The organism is Emticicia sp. C21, from assembly GCF_003418935.1.
In the GTDB taxonomy this organism is placed as follows: domain Bacteria; phylum Bacteroidota; class Bacteroidia; order Cytophagales; family Spirosomataceae; genus Emticicia.
The window spans coordinates 574934-592123 of the sequence record NZ_QVMT01000001.1; the positions used below are offsets into that span (position 1 = coordinate 574934).

14 protein-coding genes are annotated in these 17190 nt (G+C 41.3%); 4 read left to right on the forward strand and 10 right to left on the reverse strand.

From position 1 onward, the window contains the following. Positions 1-59 precede the first annotated feature (59 nt). The 4 genes from D0T08_RS02435 (at position 60) to D0T08_RS02450 (ending at position 3906) form a co-directional block, all read left to right on the forward strand. Positions 60-1334 carry a mandelate racemase/muconate lactonizing enzyme family protein gene (locus D0T08_RS02435; RefSeq protein WP_116980968.1) on the forward strand — a complete coding sequence of 425 codons (1275 nt, stop codon included), beginning with the start codon at positions 60-62 and terminating at the stop codon, positions 1332-1334. Between the two features lie 38 nt (positions 1335-1372). Further along, complete coding sequence (locus D0T08_RS02440) at positions 1373-2203, forward strand: fumarylacetoacetate hydrolase family protein (RefSeq protein ID WP_116980969.1); 831 nt, start codon at positions 1373-1375, stop codon at positions 2201-2203. 156 nt (positions 2204-2359) lie between these two features. Then, the gene (locus D0T08_RS02445; RefSeq protein WP_116980970.1) at positions 2360-3463 is read left to right on the forward strand and encodes an endo-1,4-beta-xylanase; all 1104 of its coding nucleotides are present in this window, start codon (positions 2360-2362) and stop codon (positions 3461-3463) included. Positions 3464-3567: 104 nt separating this feature from the next. Then, the gene (locus D0T08_RS02450) at positions 3568-3906 is read left to right on the forward strand and encodes a hypothetical protein (protein ID WP_116980971.1); all 339 of its coding nucleotides are present in this window, start codon (positions 3568-3570) and stop codon (positions 3904-3906) included. Positions 3907-3979: 73 nt separating this feature from the next. Here D0T08_RS02450 and D0T08_RS02455 read toward each other — a convergent pair whose 3' ends face one another. From D0T08_RS02455 to D0T08_RS02500, 10 genes are all read right to left on the reverse strand, one after another. Continuing rightward, positions 3980-5068: a Gfo/Idh/MocA family protein gene (locus tag D0T08_RS02455; RefSeq protein ID WP_116980972.1), complete on the reverse strand. Its 1089-nt coding sequence runs from the start codon at positions 5066-5068 to the stop codon at positions 3980-3982. An 82-nt stretch (positions 5069-5150) separates the two neighbouring features. Further along, entirely contained in the window at positions 5151-6806 is a 1656-nt protein-coding gene (locus D0T08_RS02460) for a sodium/sugar symporter (protein ID WP_116980973.1), read from the reverse strand. Positions 6807-6855: 49 nt separating this feature from the next. Next, positions 6856-7512, reverse strand: coding sequence for a fructose-6-phosphate aldolase (fsa, locus tag D0T08_RS02465; protein ID WP_116980974.1), 657 nt, complete (start codon positions 7510-7512; stop codon positions 6856-6858). 39 nt (positions 7513-7551) lie between these two features. After that, positions 7552-8256, reverse strand: coding sequence for an L-ribulose-5-phosphate 4-epimerase (locus D0T08_RS02470; protein WP_116980975.1), 705 nt, complete (start codon positions 8254-8256; stop codon positions 7552-7554). Further along, on the reverse strand, positions 8253-9743 hold the full coding sequence (araA, locus tag D0T08_RS02475; RefSeq protein ID WP_116980976.1) for an L-arabinose isomerase: 1491 nt from the start codon (positions 9741-9743) through the stop codon (positions 8253-8255). Before araA ends, D0T08_RS02470 begins: the two co-directional genes overlap by 4 nt. Beyond that, positions 9736-11373, reverse strand: coding sequence for a ribulokinase (locus tag D0T08_RS02480; protein ID WP_116980977.1), 1638 nt, complete (start codon positions 11371-11373; stop codon positions 9736-9738). The genes araA and D0T08_RS02480 overlap by 8 nt, the downstream gene beginning before the upstream one ends. A gap of 187 nt (positions 11374-11560) precedes the next feature. Then, positions 11561-12259, reverse strand: coding sequence for an NrtR DNA-binding winged helix domain-containing protein (locus D0T08_RS02485; RefSeq protein WP_116980978.1), 699 nt, complete (start codon positions 12257-12259; stop codon positions 11561-11563). Between the two features lie 200 nt (positions 12260-12459). After that, positions 12460-14001, reverse strand: a complete 1542-nt coding sequence (locus D0T08_RS02490) for an alpha-N-arabinofuranosidase (protein WP_116980979.1) — start codon at positions 13999-14001, stop codon at positions 12460-12462. Between the two features lie 42 nt (positions 14002-14043). Continuing rightward, positions 14044-15966 carry an alpha/beta hydrolase-fold protein gene (locus D0T08_RS02495; protein ID WP_116980980.1) on the reverse strand — a complete coding sequence of 641 codons (1923 nt, stop codon included), beginning with the start codon at positions 15964-15966 and terminating at the stop codon, positions 14044-14046. A gap of 77 nt (positions 15967-16043) precedes the next feature. Next, a complete protein-coding gene (locus D0T08_RS02500) occupies positions 16044-17165 on the reverse strand; it encodes an esterase family protein (protein WP_116980981.1) in 1122 nt (373 codons plus the stop codon). Between the last annotated feature and the right edge of the window lie 25 nt (positions 17166-17190).

Sequence of the window (17190 nt, forward strand, 5' to 3'; positions counted from 1 at the left end):
CATTTTTAATGCATTTGTATTCAACCTGAGGACAGACCCTCTAAAACCTTTATACTTCAGTGAACAGAAGAAACTTTTTCCAGAAAGCAGCCGTAAGCTCTGCCTTGGCTGCCACTTCATTTTCAACTTTCGGGAATGAATATATAAACGCCATTGATAGAGCCCCTAAAAGTTCGGCGCCATCTGATTTAAAAATAACCGATATTAAGGCAGGATATATTCGTGGCGGACATAGTTTATTTGTAAAAATTTACACCAATCAAGGGATTATCGGGCATGGTGAGGGAGTAGATGCCACCCCCGGCACCTATCATCTGGTTAAATCAATGGGCAGAAGGATTCAGGGGCAAAATCCTCTGAACGTACATCGGTTGTTTGAAACCATCAGAAAATCAGGTTTTTTTGAAGGCGCCCAATCGGGTATGTTTGTGGCAGTACTGACAGCTGTTGAAACTGCGCTTTGGGATATTGCCGGAAAGGCTTTGGGAGTACCGGTTTATCAGCTTTTGGGTGGAAAATTCAGAGATACAGTAAGAGTATATATGGATACCGCTCTTTATCAGAATCAGTTGCCCAAACCAGAAGATTTTGCCAAGGCTGCCCGTGAGGCCGTTGATATGGGTTTCACGGCTGTTAAGTTTGATTTAGACCAAGGCAATGACCCTAATAAATATGACCGTTTTAACTGGACAGCTAGTCCGGCCGAACTTCAACGAATGTATGACCAGATGGCCGCAGCCAGGAAAGAGGTAGGTACTAAGATTGATATTTGTGCCGATATGCATGGCCGCTATGACGCTACCACAGGCGAAAGAGCAGCAAAATTACTTGAACCACTTGGATTAATGTGGTTGGAAGAACCAATCCCCGCCGAAAATACGGATGCGTATAAAAAAATAACGGCCTCTACCTCGACGCCTATTTGTGCGGGCGAAAATCACTATCTTACTTATGGCTTCAGACCATTACTTGAAAGCGGCGCGGTAGATATTATTATGCCTGATTTACAAAAATGCGGTGGCTTAGGCGAAGGTCAACGCATTGCTAATCTGGCCAACCTGTATTATGTGCCGTTTGCTCCACACATGGTTGCTTCTTATCTGGGAGCTATGGCTTGTGCCCATGTTTGTGCCTCTGTGCCTAATTTCATGATTATGGAATGGCAGATATATTTCCATAAAGACCCTATGTTTAAAGAAATTGTAACATTCAATGGTGAGATGGTTGAAAAAAATGGATTCATCAGAGTAAGAGATGAGCCGGGTATAGGTGTAGAAATCAATGAAGAAGGCATGAAAAAGTATGCTACGCCGGGTGTACCTTTCTTTGAATAATTATTTGCTTACATATAAACCAACTCTTTTATTACCTGATGAAAATTTACAATACAACACTTGGCCCCTATCTTGAACACAACGAAAGTTTTTATACATATATAGAGTATACTTTTGATTCACTAATCAATCAACCGGATCTTTACGAGTTTCTTAATCAAACAATAGCTAACAAAACGCCTGAACAGCATTTCAACCTGGAGGAAGTACTACTTCCTCCTATAGTTTCTCAGGAAGTCTGGGCATCGGGTGTTACTTATCTGCGTAGTAAAAATGCCAGAATGGAAGAGTCGAAAGATGCAGGTGGCGGAGATTTTTATGACCGTGTGTATGTTGCCGAGCGTCCTGAGATATTCTTTAAAGCAACTGCTGCCCGTACAGTAGGCCATCAACAGGGTGTAAAAATACGACGCGACTCTAAATGGAATGTACCGGAGCCAGAGTTGACACTCTTTGTCAATTCGCGTGGAGAGATTGCTGGCTACACCATTGGCAATGATATGAGTTCGAGAGATATTGAAGGGGAAAACCCATTGTATCTGCCGCAGGCTAAATCTTATGACAAAAGTGCAGCCATTGGCCCTTGCATATTGGTTTTAGAACAACCGATTGCAAAAGAGACAGAAATTAAACTTGAAATCGAAAGAAACGGAGCTACTATTTTCTCACAAACTACTCAGTTAAGTCAGATGAAAAGAGCGTTTGATGAACTGGTCAGATATCTGACTTTCGATTGCACTTTTGCCAATGGCTGTTTTCTGATGACAGGCACAGGTATTGTTCCACCGGATAGTTTTACCCTGCTAAAGGGAGATACCATACATATTATGATAGAGGGAATCGGCACTTTAACGAATACGGTGGAATAGATTATTTTTATTAGATAAGCATCATAGGTTAATTAAAAACGATAGTTTTGTTTCGCTAAGGTTGGTCTAACGTCTGTATATTACAGGCGTTAGATTTTGTTTCAAAGTTCTCATTCAGTATTTTCAGTTATTCATTCTACCATTAGCAACTAGTTTATGAAAATTAAAATATGCATTCTCCTTGTTTGGGGCATTCTATTATTCTCAAACTTCACTAATCAGGTCAATCATTACAAATTACAATCTTTAAAGAAAGCCTTTAAAAATGATTTTATGATTGGAACTGCCCTTAATTCATCGCAGATTGAAGAACGAAATCAGGTAGCTAATGACCTGATTGTACAACAGTTTAATGCTGCTACTCCTGAAAATGTCATGAAATCAGCCCTATTACACCCTAAATGGGATACTTTTGACTTTACGATGGCTGATAAACTGATAGCATTCGGCAATAAACATAATATAAGAATCAACGGACATACCCTTATCTGGCATAGCCAGTTACCCGGTTTTATGCGTCGTATCCAAAGCAGCGATTCAGTGAAAACCTTTTTTACAGACCATATTAAAACCGTTGCCTCCCACTACAAAGGGAAAGTATTTTCCTGGGATGTGGTAAACGAAGCCCTGAACGAAGATGGAACATTAAGAAACTCTGTATTTCTTCAAAAACTGGGAGAAAACTATGTTACAGAGGCCTTTCGCCTCACGCAAGAGGCATCACCCAACACCGAGTTATATTATAACGATTATAATAACGAACAGCCTGCTAAAAGAGCCGGATGTATCAGGCTGATTAAAAAGATTCAGCAAGCGGGTGTCCGGATTGATGGTGTGGGTATTCAGGGGCATTGGCATCTTGGGAAAATACCATTCAAAGACATTGAAGAGAGCATTATTCAATATGCGGCATTAGGACTGAAAGTTATGATTACTGAATTAGATATTGAAATATTGCCACGCAATTTTCAGGGAGCAGATGTAGGTCAACGCATGACTAACAATGCGGAATCGAATCCCTATCCGAACGGACTACCCGATGAAATGCAAAAACAACTGGCGGATGATTATGAAGCGCTTTTCAAACTATTTCTGAAACATAAAGATAAGGTTACAAGAGTTACTTTCTGGGGAGTAAATGATGGCGATAGCTGGCTGAATAATTGGCCTATTCGCGGCCGAACCAACTATCCGCTACTCTTTGATAGAAATAACCAACCCAAGCCCGCTTATTTTAAAGTGATAGGGCTAAAAGAGTAAGGATGAGCGCAAGATTTATTCTTACCTAAGTTATTGCAAATAAGGAACTTAAGACTTAAATTGTATAAGTATTTACTTAATTATTCAACCAAAATTTATTCATTATGAAACAGTTTTTAGTATTACTTCTATTCTTAGGCACCTTTACGGCCTTTGCACAAAATCCGATTGATGGCAATTGGAAGGGAACGCGCGAAACCGATAACGGTACTTTTGAAGTCAACTACACATTCAAAGTGGAAGGAAACGAATTGAAAGGTACTTGGAAAACACAGTTTGGAGAAGCCAAAATTGAAAACGGTAAAGTAGATGGCAAAAAAATCTCTTATAGCATTTCGTTTAATGACATGAAGATCAATAGCACAGGCGAGCTCATTAATGAGAATGAAATTGTGGTTAAAAACGAAAGAGGCGAAATGAAATTAAAGAGAGTGAAAGAATAAAATAAAAAAGACCATCTTCTCAGTAATTTTCACTAGAGGGGATGGTCTTTTGCTATAATAATGGGACATCAATTTATGAAGAAATCTTCACTGTTCCTCCGCTCTTAGCTGCCTGATAGATAGCTTCTACTACTCTTATATCTCTCAATCCTTCTTCACCGGGCGCTATCAATTGTGTATTATTCATTAATGCCAGGCAATCTTCATCCAACTGTTTAGCTTGCTGGCTTTTGATTGGAAAATCAATCACTCCACCTGAATGGCTTCCTTTATTACCCCCATACGCCGAAAAAGGCTCCATTTTTAACCAGCCTTTCTCATAATTGACTTGCAGGTAGTTCATATTAATGCCAAAACTGGTATGACAAGCTGCCACAGCGCCACTCGGAAACTGTAACTGAAACAGCATAGTTTCTTCTACTTCTTTGTATATCTCAGGGCGAATCACATGCGCCTGAGCAGTAACACTGATAGGCTCTTCACCCGTAGCCAGTCTTGCGCCCTGCAAGGCATAAACACCCATGTCAGGCATACAACCACCGCCTAAAGCTTTTTTTTGTTTCCAATGCGTTGTGCGGCCATCTACATAGCCTGCGCCACAGGCAATCATCATGGGTTTACCATATACCTTTTCTCTGCCGATACGCATATATTCCTGTGTATTGGGGTCATGCTGGCATCGGTAGCCAATGGCTAATTTCACTTTGTTATCTGCACAAGCTTTAATCATTGCTTTGCAATCGGCCACACTGGTAGCCATTGGTTTTTCGCAGAATACATGTTTACCTGCTTTTGCCGCCCTTACTACATATTCGCGGTGCATACTTGGTGGAAGCACCACATACACCACATCGATATCAGGGTTATTAGCTATAGAATCAAAATTCTGATAATTATAAATGTTTTTATCAGGTATATTATATTTCTTTTTCCATTGTTCGGCTTTGGCAGGTGTACCTGTTACAATACCAGCCAGGTAACAATTTTGTGTCATCTGTAAGGCTGGAGCCAATAAGTCGGTACTGTAATAACCCAGGCCAACCAGTGCAATACCCAGCTTGTCTTTCTTTTTGGCCAAACCGGCTAACAAAGTATGAGGAGAAAATAAGGTAGCAGCACTTCCGACTGCTAAAGATCTAATGGCATCACGTCGGGTAAACATAGTTTTAAATGTTAAGTGTATACTAAATTTTTAATAATCAGATGGAAAATAGATGGTAATTCCAGATTTATATTAACCCATTTTACCAGAAAACTGTATAAACAACTGTAAATATGGCTATCACGAGCAACGCGCCGATAGCAAAAGGGGTTTCAACCTTAAACCATTCTCTTTTTACTTCAAATGCATTCTCCTGATTTTTGCCTTTTCCTTCAATCAAACTGATGGCGATATGCACCAGCGAACAAATCCAGAACACCACGCCCATACGATTCATGAACGGGAATTCAGGATATAGGCTTTCTATAATAGCCGATAAAACAATACTTAGCACAGCGGCAGACAAGGCTCCATTAGCGGTAGCCTTTTTCCAGAAGAAGCCGAGCAGAAAGATACTCAGAATACCCGGCGAAACATAGCCCGTATACACCTGAATATACTCAAATGCCTGTCCGAAATTAGCTAGAAGCGGACTCACAATCAGGGCAATAATAAAGGCAATGACAATTACTACCCGGCCTGTCCAGACAGTTTGTTTCTCGGTAAGGTTCTTATTGAAGAATTTCTTGTGAATATCCAACATATAAATCGTTGAAATACTGTTAGCTTTTCCGGCTAAAGAGGCCACAATAGCTGCCGTGAGTGCCGCAAAAGCCAGGCCTTTCAAGCCAACCGGTAGCAGATTCAATAATACCGGATAAGCATTATCGGGCTTTACAATTCCATTCTGGGTAATTCCATTAACTATTGTAGCATCAGCACTTTCCTGAAAGATAACATAAGCAGCCAGACCAGGTAACACCACAATAATCGGCATCAGCATTTTCATGAATGCTGCAAACAAAACACCCTTTCGGGCAGTAGAAATATCCGCTCCTAATGCTCGTTGGGTAATGTATTGGTTACAGCCAAAATAGTTCAGGTTATTTACCCATTGACCACCGATAATAAACATCATAATACCCGGCACCTGACGATAGGCATCTATAAACCCGCCTTTCCCATCATGTACCTGATATTGATCAGGCTTGAAAATCATGTGTAAATGACCCTCAGCTTTTTGTGCAATCAGGTTCATACCTTCCCATACACCTGCACCGGTACCTACTTTATCAGACAGTAAACCAAGTGCCAGATACGTAGTAGCTAATCCTCCAAAAATCAGGCAAACCACTTGAATAACATCTGTATAACCGATTACTTTCATACCTCCCAAGGTAATGATTACGGCAAAAATCGTCAGGAAAATGGCACAGGACATAAAGCTAAAGCCTGTCATTTTCTCTAAACTCAATCCACCAAGATAGATAATGGAAGTGAGATTTACGAAAATATAAAGAAAAAGCCAGAAAACTGCCATGATTGTTGACAAACGCCCGTCATAACGCTTGGCAAGGAATTGTGGCATTGTAAAAATCTTGTTATTAAGATACATGGGCAGGAAGTAAACCGCCACAATTAATAACGAAACGCCGCCCAGTAATTCATAAACCGAAATAGCAATACCTAACTGAAACGCCTGCCCGCTCATCCCGATAAATTGTTCTGCCGAAATATTGGAAGCAATGATTGAAGCACCGATAGCCCACCATGTTAGTGAACCTTCAGCCAGAAAAAAATCTTTGCTATCGGCTGATTGCCTGCCTTTGTTTTTGTATATCCAATATCCGTAAGAAGAAACAATAATAAAGTATACCAAAAAGATGAGATAATCGAGGTTGTCGAGTCCGAGAGTCATTTAAGTAAAACTATTAGGTTGAATATGATTGATGTAGTAAAATAGCATTTTAACTATTAACTTTTTTATAATCGGCTAAAAATTTCTCTAACCCTATATCAGTTAGCGGATGCTTCAGTAAGGCTGTAATAGCACTCAATGGACCGGTCATGACATCAGAACCAAGCTCGGCACACTTAATGATATGCATTGGGTGACGGACAGAGGCAGCTAAAATCTCGGTTTTATAGCCATAGTTATCAAAAATCAGACGAATCTGGCGGATTAATTCCACACCATCTACCGAAATATCATCTAATCTGCCAATAAAAGGCGAAACATAACTGGCTCCGGCTTTGGCGGCTAATAATGCCTGCCCTGCTGAAAATATGAGCGTACAGTTGGTTCGAATTCCCTTTTCACTGAAATACTTAATGGCCTTGATTCCATCTTTTACCATTGGCACTTTTACCACGATATTCGGATGGATTTCCGCTAACTCCTCTCCCTCTCTGATAATGCCAGCAAAATCAGTGGCAATCACCTCTGCTGAGATAGGTCCGTTTACAATTTCGCAGATGGCTCTATAGTGGTTCAGAATATTCTCATGTCCTGATATTCCTTCTTTGGCCATGAGAGACGGATTAGTCGTTACCCCATCCAGTACACCTAAATCATTCGCTTCCTGAATTTCAGCCAGATTGGCTGTATCAATAAAGAATTGCATTTGCTTAACGTTTAAAAGTAAAATAAATATGGAACCTGATTAGCATCCTTGCCCGTAGTAGGCATTTTTACCGTGTTTGCGCTCATAGTGTTTCATTCGCAACGTATCTTTTATCCGGGGTGTATCCGGATTAATCTGTAAGGTAAGCATAGCCATGCGCGCTACTTCTTCCAGCACTGCGGCATTGTAGACCGATTTCTCTGCGTTTTTCCCCCAGGTAAACGGGCCATGATTCTGTAGCAAAACCATCTCTACTTCGTGATGTGATAAGCCTTTTATCTTAAACACATCGAATATCTGATTCCCGGTTTCAAATTCGTAGTCTCTCTCAATCATTTCATCGGTCAATACTGGCGCACAGGGAATGTCCTGATGCGTATGGTCGGCATGGGTAGTACCAAAAATCGGAATATCTAAACCTGCTTGCGCCCAAGCCACAGCATAGGTGCTATGGGTATGGGTAATGCCCCCAATATCATCCCATTTTTTATAAAGCTGGGCATGCGTTTTTGTATCTGACGACGGCCGAAGTTTGCCCTCAACAAGTCTGGCATCATAGTCCACAATAACTATATCTTCTGCTTTGAGTATTTCATAAGGCACACCACTAGGTTTGATGGCAAACACGGCTTTGGCACGGTCTACAGTACTCACATTACCAAAAGTGAATAAAACCAGCCCCAGCTTCGGAAGCAGCATATTGGCTTCGTAGCATTCTTCTTTTAATGATTGATAGGTGCTCATCGGTAGAATACTTCGTTAACTTTCAGTTCGTTTTTCATTGCTCTGATGGTGGTCTCCTGATCAATCACTACCAGTTCTATGTTCAGCATCTCTGCCAAGTCTTCCATGTACTCAACAGTGAGGTTCTGACTATATACCGTGTGATGTGCGCCGCCTGCCATAATCCATGCTTCGAGGCCTACTTTCATATTTGGCTGAGGCTTCCATAAAGCGCGGGCAGTGGGTAACTTGGGGAAAGATTCTGTGACCTCTACTGCTTCCACCTCATTGACAATCAGTCGGAAACGGTTTCCTAAGTCAACCAATGATACATTTAAAGCAGGGCCAGCAGACGCATTGAATACCAGACGAACGGGGTCTTCTTTTCCACCAATTCCTAAAGGATGTACCTCGCATTTTACTTTACCGGCTGCAATAGACGGGCATATTTCAAGCATGTGAGAACCTAATACCATAGCATTATTCGGATTAAAATGATAGGTATAATCTTCCATAAAAGTATTGCCACCTTTCATGCCGCTGGCCATCAGTTTTATAACGTGTACCATCGCAGAAGTTTTCCAGTCTCCTTCACCGCCATACCCATATCCGGCAGCCATCATGCGTTGTGAGCCAATGCCCGGCAACTGGCGCATGCCGTGTAAATCTTCAAAAGTATTGGTATAAGCTGAATAGCTACCCTCTTTCAGGAAAACCTTCAAGCCTGATTCTATACGGGCTGCTTCAATTAAGGCGCTACGTCTTTCTCCATTCTTAGCCAATGATGGCATCAGCTCATAAGTATCTTCGTATTCCTGTACAAGTTGCGCAATTTCTGCTTCTGAGATCTGGTTGATTACTTCCACTAAATCGCCTACTGCATGTGTATTGACTGAAAAACCAAATTTCATTTCAGCAGATACTTTATCGCCATCTGTTACAGCTACCTGACGCATATTGTCGCCAAAGCGCACGAGTTTCATGTGTTGCATCTGGTATTTGCCAACCGCCACGCGAGCCCAGATATTGATTTTTTCATGTACCGAATGATCCTGCCAATGCCCGACTACTACTTTGCGGTTTAGTCGCATCTTTGACATGATATGGCCAAACTCCCGGTCACCATGTGCTGACTGGTTAAGGTTCATGAAATCCATATCAATGGTATCAAAAGGAATATCCCTATTGAATTGCGTATGCAGGTGCAGAATTGGAATCTGTAAGGCATTCAGTCCACGAATCCACATTTTGGCAGGCGAAAAGGTATGCATCCAAGTGATGATACCTACACAGTTGGGTGTGTAATTGGCTTCTTTGCAAATAGCAAGTATCTCATCCGGTGTTTTTACTACGGGTTTGAATATGACTTTTACAGGAATGGCTGATGCACTATCCAGAGATTGGGCTATCATTTGAGAATGTTCATCAACCTGACGGAGGGTTTCCTCTCCGTATAAATGCTGACTACCTGTTACAAACCAAACTTCAAAGGATTTTAGATTAAGCATTGTTTTCTGTGAATTTTCCTAAACGCTGATATTTTTTATATAATTTCTGATATACTTCTACACACTCAGGCCGGGGCTCATACCGGGCATCAAACCCTGAACCCATTGCTTTTTGTGCCTCAAATAAACTGGCATGCACTCCCGCTGCTACTGCGGCATTCATGGCAGCACCCAAGGCACAGGCCTGGTCTGAACTGGCTACTTTTATAGGCATATTCAGTACATTAGCAAGGGTTTGCATCACAAATGGTGATTTTTTAGCTACGCCACCGATAGCAATTACCTGCTTAATGGGTACACCCTCTTCTATGAATCTATCGACAATGGCCTTTGAGCCATAAGCTGTTGCCTCAACAACCATTTTGAAAAGTTTTGCAGCATCTGTTCCTAAATTCATACCCACGAACGCGGCTTTCAGTAAATGATTAGCATCCGGTGTGCGTCGGCCATTAATCCAGTCAGTGGCTACCGGGTCATTTTCAGCAATGGGTAAAAGAGAAGCTTTCTCTGATAGATGAGGAATGAGTTTCTGTGCTAATTCATCTGCTGCTTTTTCACCTAATAGTTCACGGACTGGTTCAGTAATGATTCTTTGAAACCATGCGTAATAATCGCCATAGGCTGATTGCCCGGCTTCCATGCCAAGCATACCCGGAATAATGGAGCCGTCGACCTGCCCACAAATACCTTTAATCAGCAGATGCCCGATTTCTTCATTAGGTGCAATGAGCATATCGCAGGTTGAGGTACCCATTACACGCACAAAGTCGTAGGGTTCAATCTCTGCTCCCACGGCTCCCATATGGCAATCAAAAGCCCCAACACCTATTACTACATTTGTTGAAAGACCAAATTTTTCAGCCCATTCAGCAGAAATCTGGCCCATGGGTTCATCAGAAGTATAGGTATTTCTAAAAAGTCTTTCCCGTAATCCTGACAAAAGAGGATCGAGTTTATAGAGGAATTCTTCCCACGGAAGCCCTTCGAATTCTTCGTGCCACATAGCTTTATGGCCTGCCGCACAACGGGAACGTTTCATGGTAAGTGGGTTGGTATTGCCTGTCAGCACTGCCGAAATCCAGTCGCAATGTTCTACCCACGAAAATGCTTTTTCGCGTATGCTTGCATCAGTCCTCAGCGTATGAAGTATCTTTGCCCAGAACCATTCAGATGAATAAATGCCGCCGACGTATTTGGTATAATCGGTATCCCACCGATGTGCCAGATGGTTAATCTCTTCTGCTTCCGCATTGGCTGTATGGTCTTTCCAGAGAATGAACATGCCATTAGGGTTATCGGAAAATTCCGGTAACATTGCTAAAGGTGTCCCGTTTTCATCAACCGCTACTGGTGTAGACCCGGTAGTATCAATGGAAATACCTACAATATTTTGTTTAGTATCTTCCAGAGCGTTAGTCAATGTATCTTTAATGACGCTTTCAACCGCTTCCAGATAGTCCAACGGATGTTGTCTGAACTGAGCAATTGAGGGGTCACAATACTTTCCGGTCGCCCATCGCTTATAATATTCGACGGCCGTGCTCACACATTGCCCGTTAGAAGTATTGACTAATAAAGCCCGGACAGAATCAGTTCCAAAATCAATTCCTAATGTAAATTTCTGACTCATCTCTTATGTGTTACATTGACACATTTTTAATTTATAATAAGTAATTTCCTAAACTGAATATTCTTTTTCCCGCTAATTGTGATTTTTTACAGGCACTTCAAAACTAAAAAGTGTTAAATTGACACATTTTATTTTAGCAGAAATTCTCTAATTACCTTTCTCTCATTTATTCAATAAACTCTCATTTCTATATCATCGCATCTGACATGAAATTATGAAATGCGTTGAACTGGCTCTGGTATTTCTCTTTGTCTAACCTGTAAAGAATAGCCTTTTTAGTAGTGGAGTTCTGGTTTTTTTCTCCGGTATCAATTAAAAGTTTTGTAGACAGAATCTTACGGCTAAAATTACGTCTGTCAAGCGGTGTATCATAAATAGCCTCGTATAATTTCTGAAGCTGTGGAATAGTAAATTTTTCGGGTAACAATTCAAAACCTATCGGGTGTAAAGCAGCTTTGTAACGCAATTGTTCTAAAGCCATATTTACCATCTCGTTATGATCAAAAATCAGACCTGGTCTGTTTTTCAAATCTATCCAATAGGCATTTTGCGCTTTTGCCTGATCCTGATTATGGTCATGGATGTTTATGAGGGCAAAAAAACAAATAGAGATTGTCCGTTCTACCGGGTCTCTTCCTACTTTTCCAAAGGTTTTAATCTCCTCAAAATAGATATCCTTTAAGCCCGTCAAATCATACAAAATACGGTTAGCTGCCACTTCAAGGTCTTCTTCGGCTTCTAAGAAACCACCCATCAAAGACCACTTTCCTTTTTCGGGTTCGAAATTCCGTTTAATCAACAATAACTTAAGTTCTTCGCCATCAAAACCAAAGACTAAACAATCAAGGGCAACCAGTATTCTGGTTGAATGCGGGTATTTATTCATTATTTAATGTGCTGCCTAATGTTTGCACAAATTTTAATATTACAATGCTCAAAATCAATAAAATTCGTGAAAATCAACGATTTTCACGAATCAAATCAAATGTTAACCTAACATATTTCAGTATTCAATCCACAATCGAATTGTGTAAATATAACACAATTTATTCTTAATCAAAAAATTGTATTAAAGTATTTAAAAATTTACTTTTTCACATTCAGAACAATGACCGAATAAGCAGGTATGGTCAGCTTTAATACACCTTTTTCGAGCTTTGCGCCACTAAAGTCTTTTACGGCTACCTTATTGGGTTGTTCAAATGTATTATGGTCGTTAATTTTTGCTGAACTCAGAATCTGCCCGGAAATTTTTGAAAAATCTTCCCCTCTCAGGTTAATCGTAACCTCATGTGACTTACTATAATCTATATTCGTCAGCGAAATATTCAATGCGCCTGAAGCATCTTTTGAAGCTGATGCCGAAACGGCTGTCAGTTTTTTGCCCTGATAATCATACGATGGCGACTCAATGCTGATAGGCACAAGCATAGCATCCTGATGCACATTGTACATTTTCATAACATGATAAGTAGGCGTTAACAGCATCTTTTCTTCATTGGTCAGGATTACTGATTGTAATACATTTACAATCTGCGCCAGGTTTGCTCCACGCACACGGTCGGCATGATTATTAAAAATATTAAGCGTTAATCCTGCAATCATGGCATCACGCATGGTATTCTGCTGATATAAGAAACCCGGATTTGTGCCAGGCTCTACGCTATACCATCCACCCCATTCGTCTACAATCAAAGCTACTTTTTTCTGAGGATCATATTTATCCATAATGGTACTATGTCCTTTAATGAACTCGTCCATTTGCCATGCCTCTTCCATAATCTTGAAATAATGACCTTCATTAAAATCAACAGAAGGTCCTTTATCAGTCCAGCTGATTACTGAATAATGGTGCAATGCTACACCTGCCAGCATTTTATGCGGAATATTTTTCATCAATGTTTCTGTCCAAGCATAATCTCCGTCACTTGCACCGGAAGCAATCCTGAAAATCTGCGAGCTATTATCCCAGTCAGTCATGAATGTAGCATATTGGCGATAGATATTGGCATAGTATTCGGCTGTCATATTACCTCCACAGCCCCATGCTTCATTACCTACGCCCCATAGTTTAACATTCCAGGGTTTTTCACGGCCATTTTGCTTGCGGAGTTCAGACATCGGACTTCCACCGGGATGACTTACATAAGTTACCCAATCCGAAAGATCTTTGACAGAACCGCTACCGACATTTCCGGCCAGATAAGGCTCTGCGCCAATCCGCTCACAAAGGTCGAGGAAATCATGCGTACCAAAGCTATTGTCTTCAGTTACACCGCCCCACCAGACATTCACCATTTTAGGGCGATTGGCTTTAGGGCCAATGCCATCTTTCCATTGGTAGGTATCGGCAAAGCAACCGCCCGGCCAACGAAGGTTAGGAATTTTCAGGTCTTTCAATGCCTTGATTATATCGTTCCGAACACCCGCAGTATTCGGTATTTTGGTATTCCCTTCACCTACATAGATGCCTCCGTAGATACATCTCCCAAGATGTTCGGCAAAATGTCCATAGATATGTTTATTGATTTGCGTTTTGGCTAAATCGGTATTCAAGGTAATTCTGGTCTGGGCGGTAGTTGTAAAAACTACGCACCCTATAATGAATGAAAGAAAGGCTTTTTTCACTTTACTGATAGTTATGGTTGTAAATTCTTTAGGGCAATATTACTATTTGAAAAGTAATTGGGCAAACATCATTAAATCATGTCGCCAGACCGGCCAGGTATGACCTCCGGCATATTCGCTATATTTATACTTAATACCCATCTCATCAAATTTTTTCATCATAATCTGATTATTGGCATGGGCAATGTCTTCTTTACCTCCTTGCGAAATCCAGAATTCTTTAAGATTGGTATTGATTTTATCGCTGTTAGTCTTCATGAATTCATACTGCGGGTCTGATAATTTGGTATTATTAGCCCACCAACCCGAACTGAATACACCCAGGTAATTAAACAGGTCAGAGTTTCTGACACCTGCATGAAGTGTTTGCAAGCCACCCATAGAAAGCCCGGCCAGAGCCCGGTTTTTACCATCAGTTAAAACCCGGTAGTTAGATTCCACAAAAGGAATGACTGCGTTTTTCAATTCATTCTCAAAGGCTTTCAGGGCATTTTCACCAAAACCTGCTACGCCTCCACCCATGCCGATATTGCCATCCATCATTACTATCAACATAGGTTTGGCTTTGTTTTCAGCAATCAGGTTATCCAGAATCAAATCGGTTTTACCCTGAGTAGCCCAACCGCGCTGGTCTTCGCCACCTCCGTGTAAAAGATATAGCACCGGATACTTGCTGGTAGAGGCATCATATCCCGGTGGCGTATAGATATACATTTCACGCCAGGCATTAGAAGCTTTCGAAAAGTATTTTTTGATACGGATATCACCATGCGGTACATCTTTCAAGGCGTAAAAGCCACCATCCTTGTATGGAATTTCAATGCCACTGGCCATACGACCCATGCCGTAAAAACTTTCGCTGGCGGGGTCAGCCACAGGTACGCCATCAATCAGAAGCGAATAATAATGAAATCCACGGCTGATAGAATCGGTAGTAACCATCCAGAAACCACTCGTATCTTTTACCATGTCATATTTTTTTCCTAAATCAATCTGTACCTTTTGTGCCTCCGGAGCTTTTACCCTGAATACCACACGGTTATCAGGCAAAATCTGAGGATATTTTGCATTTCTGATATTGCTTGCCGCTGGTGTACCCAATACTGAGTACCTCGTAAAATCTTTCGTGCTTATCGGTTTAAACAGGAATTGTGAAAACATATATAGCCCATTTTTCCAGACTTTAAAATCATGTACACCCGGCTCCACATAGTAAATATGCGGTACATCCTTTTCGTACAGATAATCATGGGTGCGCTTGCTGAACGTAATGAGGCCATCATTATCGCCACAGGAAATCCAGAGCAATTTGAGTTTTTTTCTGGCTTCATCAGGGTTAGGAACCAGTTCTTCCGGGCGCTTGGTATTAGGTGCCGAAGAGAATCCTCCCACCCAGGCAAATTTATCCAGATTGCCCAAACCAAAATTGAGCGACTGCCCGCCTCCCATCGAAAGCCCCGCAATAGCTCTGTTTTCACGGTCGGTAAGCACAGGGTATTTCTTTTCTATAAACGGAATCAGGTCGTTCAGTAAGTCTTTCTCAAACGTGGCAAAAGCTTCTACTTTTTCTTTGTCAAATACATTACCAATAGCCCGGTCATCTTTCATGGCTCTTCCGTTTGGCATAACTACTATCATGGGTTGTAGCTTGCCATCAGCATAAAGATTATCAAGAATCACAGGCGGATTACCTCCTTTGAGCCATTCTTTTTCATCACCGCCGATGCCATGTAAAAGATACAATACCGGGTATTTCTTCTTTTTATCAAAACCCGGAGGAGTATAAATCAAGGCTTTTCGAGTGACCCCCACAGTTTTTGATTCATATAATACAGAATCCAGTTTACCTTTAGTTATGCCTGTGCGTTCTTTATCAAATCCCTTGGGTGCTTCTTTTTCGATGTTTTGAGCAAAGGAAGAAATCACTATGCTCAAAATGCCGAAAAGTGATATGAGTTTTTTCATGCGTACTATTAATTTATCTTCAATTTATAAATATGTAATTTCAAGGGTACTACTCTGCAAAGTTGTTTTAGAAGAAACTATTTTTGAAAAAGCAATGGCGCTAATTGATACAGGCTTCGGCGCCAGGTCTGGAACTCATGGGCCGTACCTTCCGAGATATACGATACTGCATTGAAGCCCGCATTTTTGAGTTCTTCTGCCGCTTTTCTTACGCCATCCGGGCGCTCTTTGCTACCACAGCTCAAGAAAATGAGTTTCACCTTAGATTTATCTTTAATATCAGCAGAAGCATAAAGGCCCCCGCTTAGTAAGCCATAATAAGAAAATACATCAGGGTTATTCAGCGTAATGGTTTTGGTTTCCATACCACCCATTGAGAGCCCGGCCATCGCGCGACTGTTCTTGTTGGCAATAGTACGGAAGTTGGCATCGACATAAGGAATCAGTTCATTGATAAGCACTGTTTGAAATGGCTCAATTTTGAAATTGCGGATACCGCCCGGTTTTACATCGTTAGTCATGCCATAGGTCATTACAATAATGAAAGGTTTAATTTTTCCGTCGGCAATCAGATTATCCATAATCAGGTTTGCATGGCCCTGATTGCTCCAGGCCGTTTCATCTTCGCCCCAGCCGTGTTGCAGATACAGGACAGGATACTTGGCTTTTTTATCTTTCTCATACCCCGGAGGCGTGTAAACAAATGCTCTTCTGGATGTATTTGTACTCGGCGACGGGAAAAGCACTTGTTGCACATGTCCATGAGGTACATTCTTCAGCGCATAGAAATCCTGGTCATGGGCAGGTATTTCAATACCACTCTCCCAACGAACAGAACCATAATAATTAAGCGTGCCCGGGTCATTGAATTTACCCCCGTCTATTCTTACATTGTAGTAGTGGAAACCCTCGTCCATCGGGCCTTCGGTAGTACCCACCCAGGTGCCATCTTCTGCTTTACTCAGTTTTGTACCGCCTCGCCCGCCAAGGCCCAGACTTACTCTTACGCTATCTGCCGCAGGTGCCACTATTTTAAATCGGGCATAGCGCTGTGAATTGACCATCGGGTATTCTTGTCCGGGTTGATTTAAAGAAGAAGGTTTAAAGTCTTCGATGATGGCAGGTTGCTGTGTTTGTGCCAGACAGGCACTACGGGAAAAGGCGGTAAAAAGTGCTATTTTTAAAAATCTGTTTTTCATTGTCTGATGGGTTGATTATACTGTG

What these genes read in the sequence shown, in the direction of transcription:
- D0T08_RS02440 (WP_116980969.1), top strand. Translation starts at nt 1,373, where the DNA reads ATGAAAATTTACAATACAACACTTGGCCCCTATCTTGAACACAACGAA.
- D0T08_RS02445 (WP_116980970.1), top strand. Translation starts at nt 2,360, where the DNA reads ATGAAAATTAAAATATGCATTCTCCTTGTTTGGGGCATTCTATTATTC.
- D0T08_RS02450 (WP_116980971.1), top strand. Translation starts at nt 3,568, where the DNA reads ATGAAACAGTTTTTAGTATTACTTCTATTCTTAGGCACCTTTACGGCC.
- D0T08_RS02455 (WP_116980972.1), bottom strand. Translation starts at nt 5,068, where the DNA reads ATGTTTACCCGACGTGATGCCATTAGATCTTTAGCAGTCGGAAGTGCT.
- D0T08_RS02460 (WP_116980973.1), bottom strand. Translation starts at nt 6,806, where the DNA reads ATGACTCTCGGACTCGACAACCTCGATTATCTCATCTTTTTGGTATAC.
- fsa (WP_116980974.1), bottom strand. Translation starts at nt 7,512, where the DNA reads ATGCAATTCTTTATTGATACAGCCAATCTGGCTGAAATTCAGGAAGCG.
- D0T08_RS02470 (WP_116980975.1), bottom strand. Translation starts at nt 8,256, where the DNA reads ATGAGCACCTATCAATCATTAAAAGAAGAATGCTACGAAGCCAATATG.
- araA (WP_116980976.1), bottom strand. Translation starts at nt 9,743, where the DNA reads ATGCTTAATCTAAAATCCTTTGAAGTTTGGTTTGTAACAGGTAGTCAG.
- D0T08_RS02480 (WP_116980977.1), bottom strand. Translation starts at nt 11,373, where the DNA reads ATGAGTCAGAAATTTACATTAGGAATTGATTTTGGAACTGATTCTGTC.
- D0T08_RS02485 (WP_116980978.1), bottom strand. Translation starts at nt 12,259, where the DNA reads ATGAATAAATACCCGCATTCAACCAGAATACTGGTTGCCCTTGATTGT.
- D0T08_RS02495 (WP_116980980.1), bottom strand. Translation starts at nt 15,966, where the DNA reads ATGAAAAAACTCATATCACTTTTCGGCATTTTGAGCATAGTGATTTCT.
- D0T08_RS02500 (WP_116980981.1), bottom strand. Translation starts at nt 17,165, where the DNA reads ATGAAAAACAGATTTTTAAAAATAGCACTTTTTACCGCCTTTTCCCGT.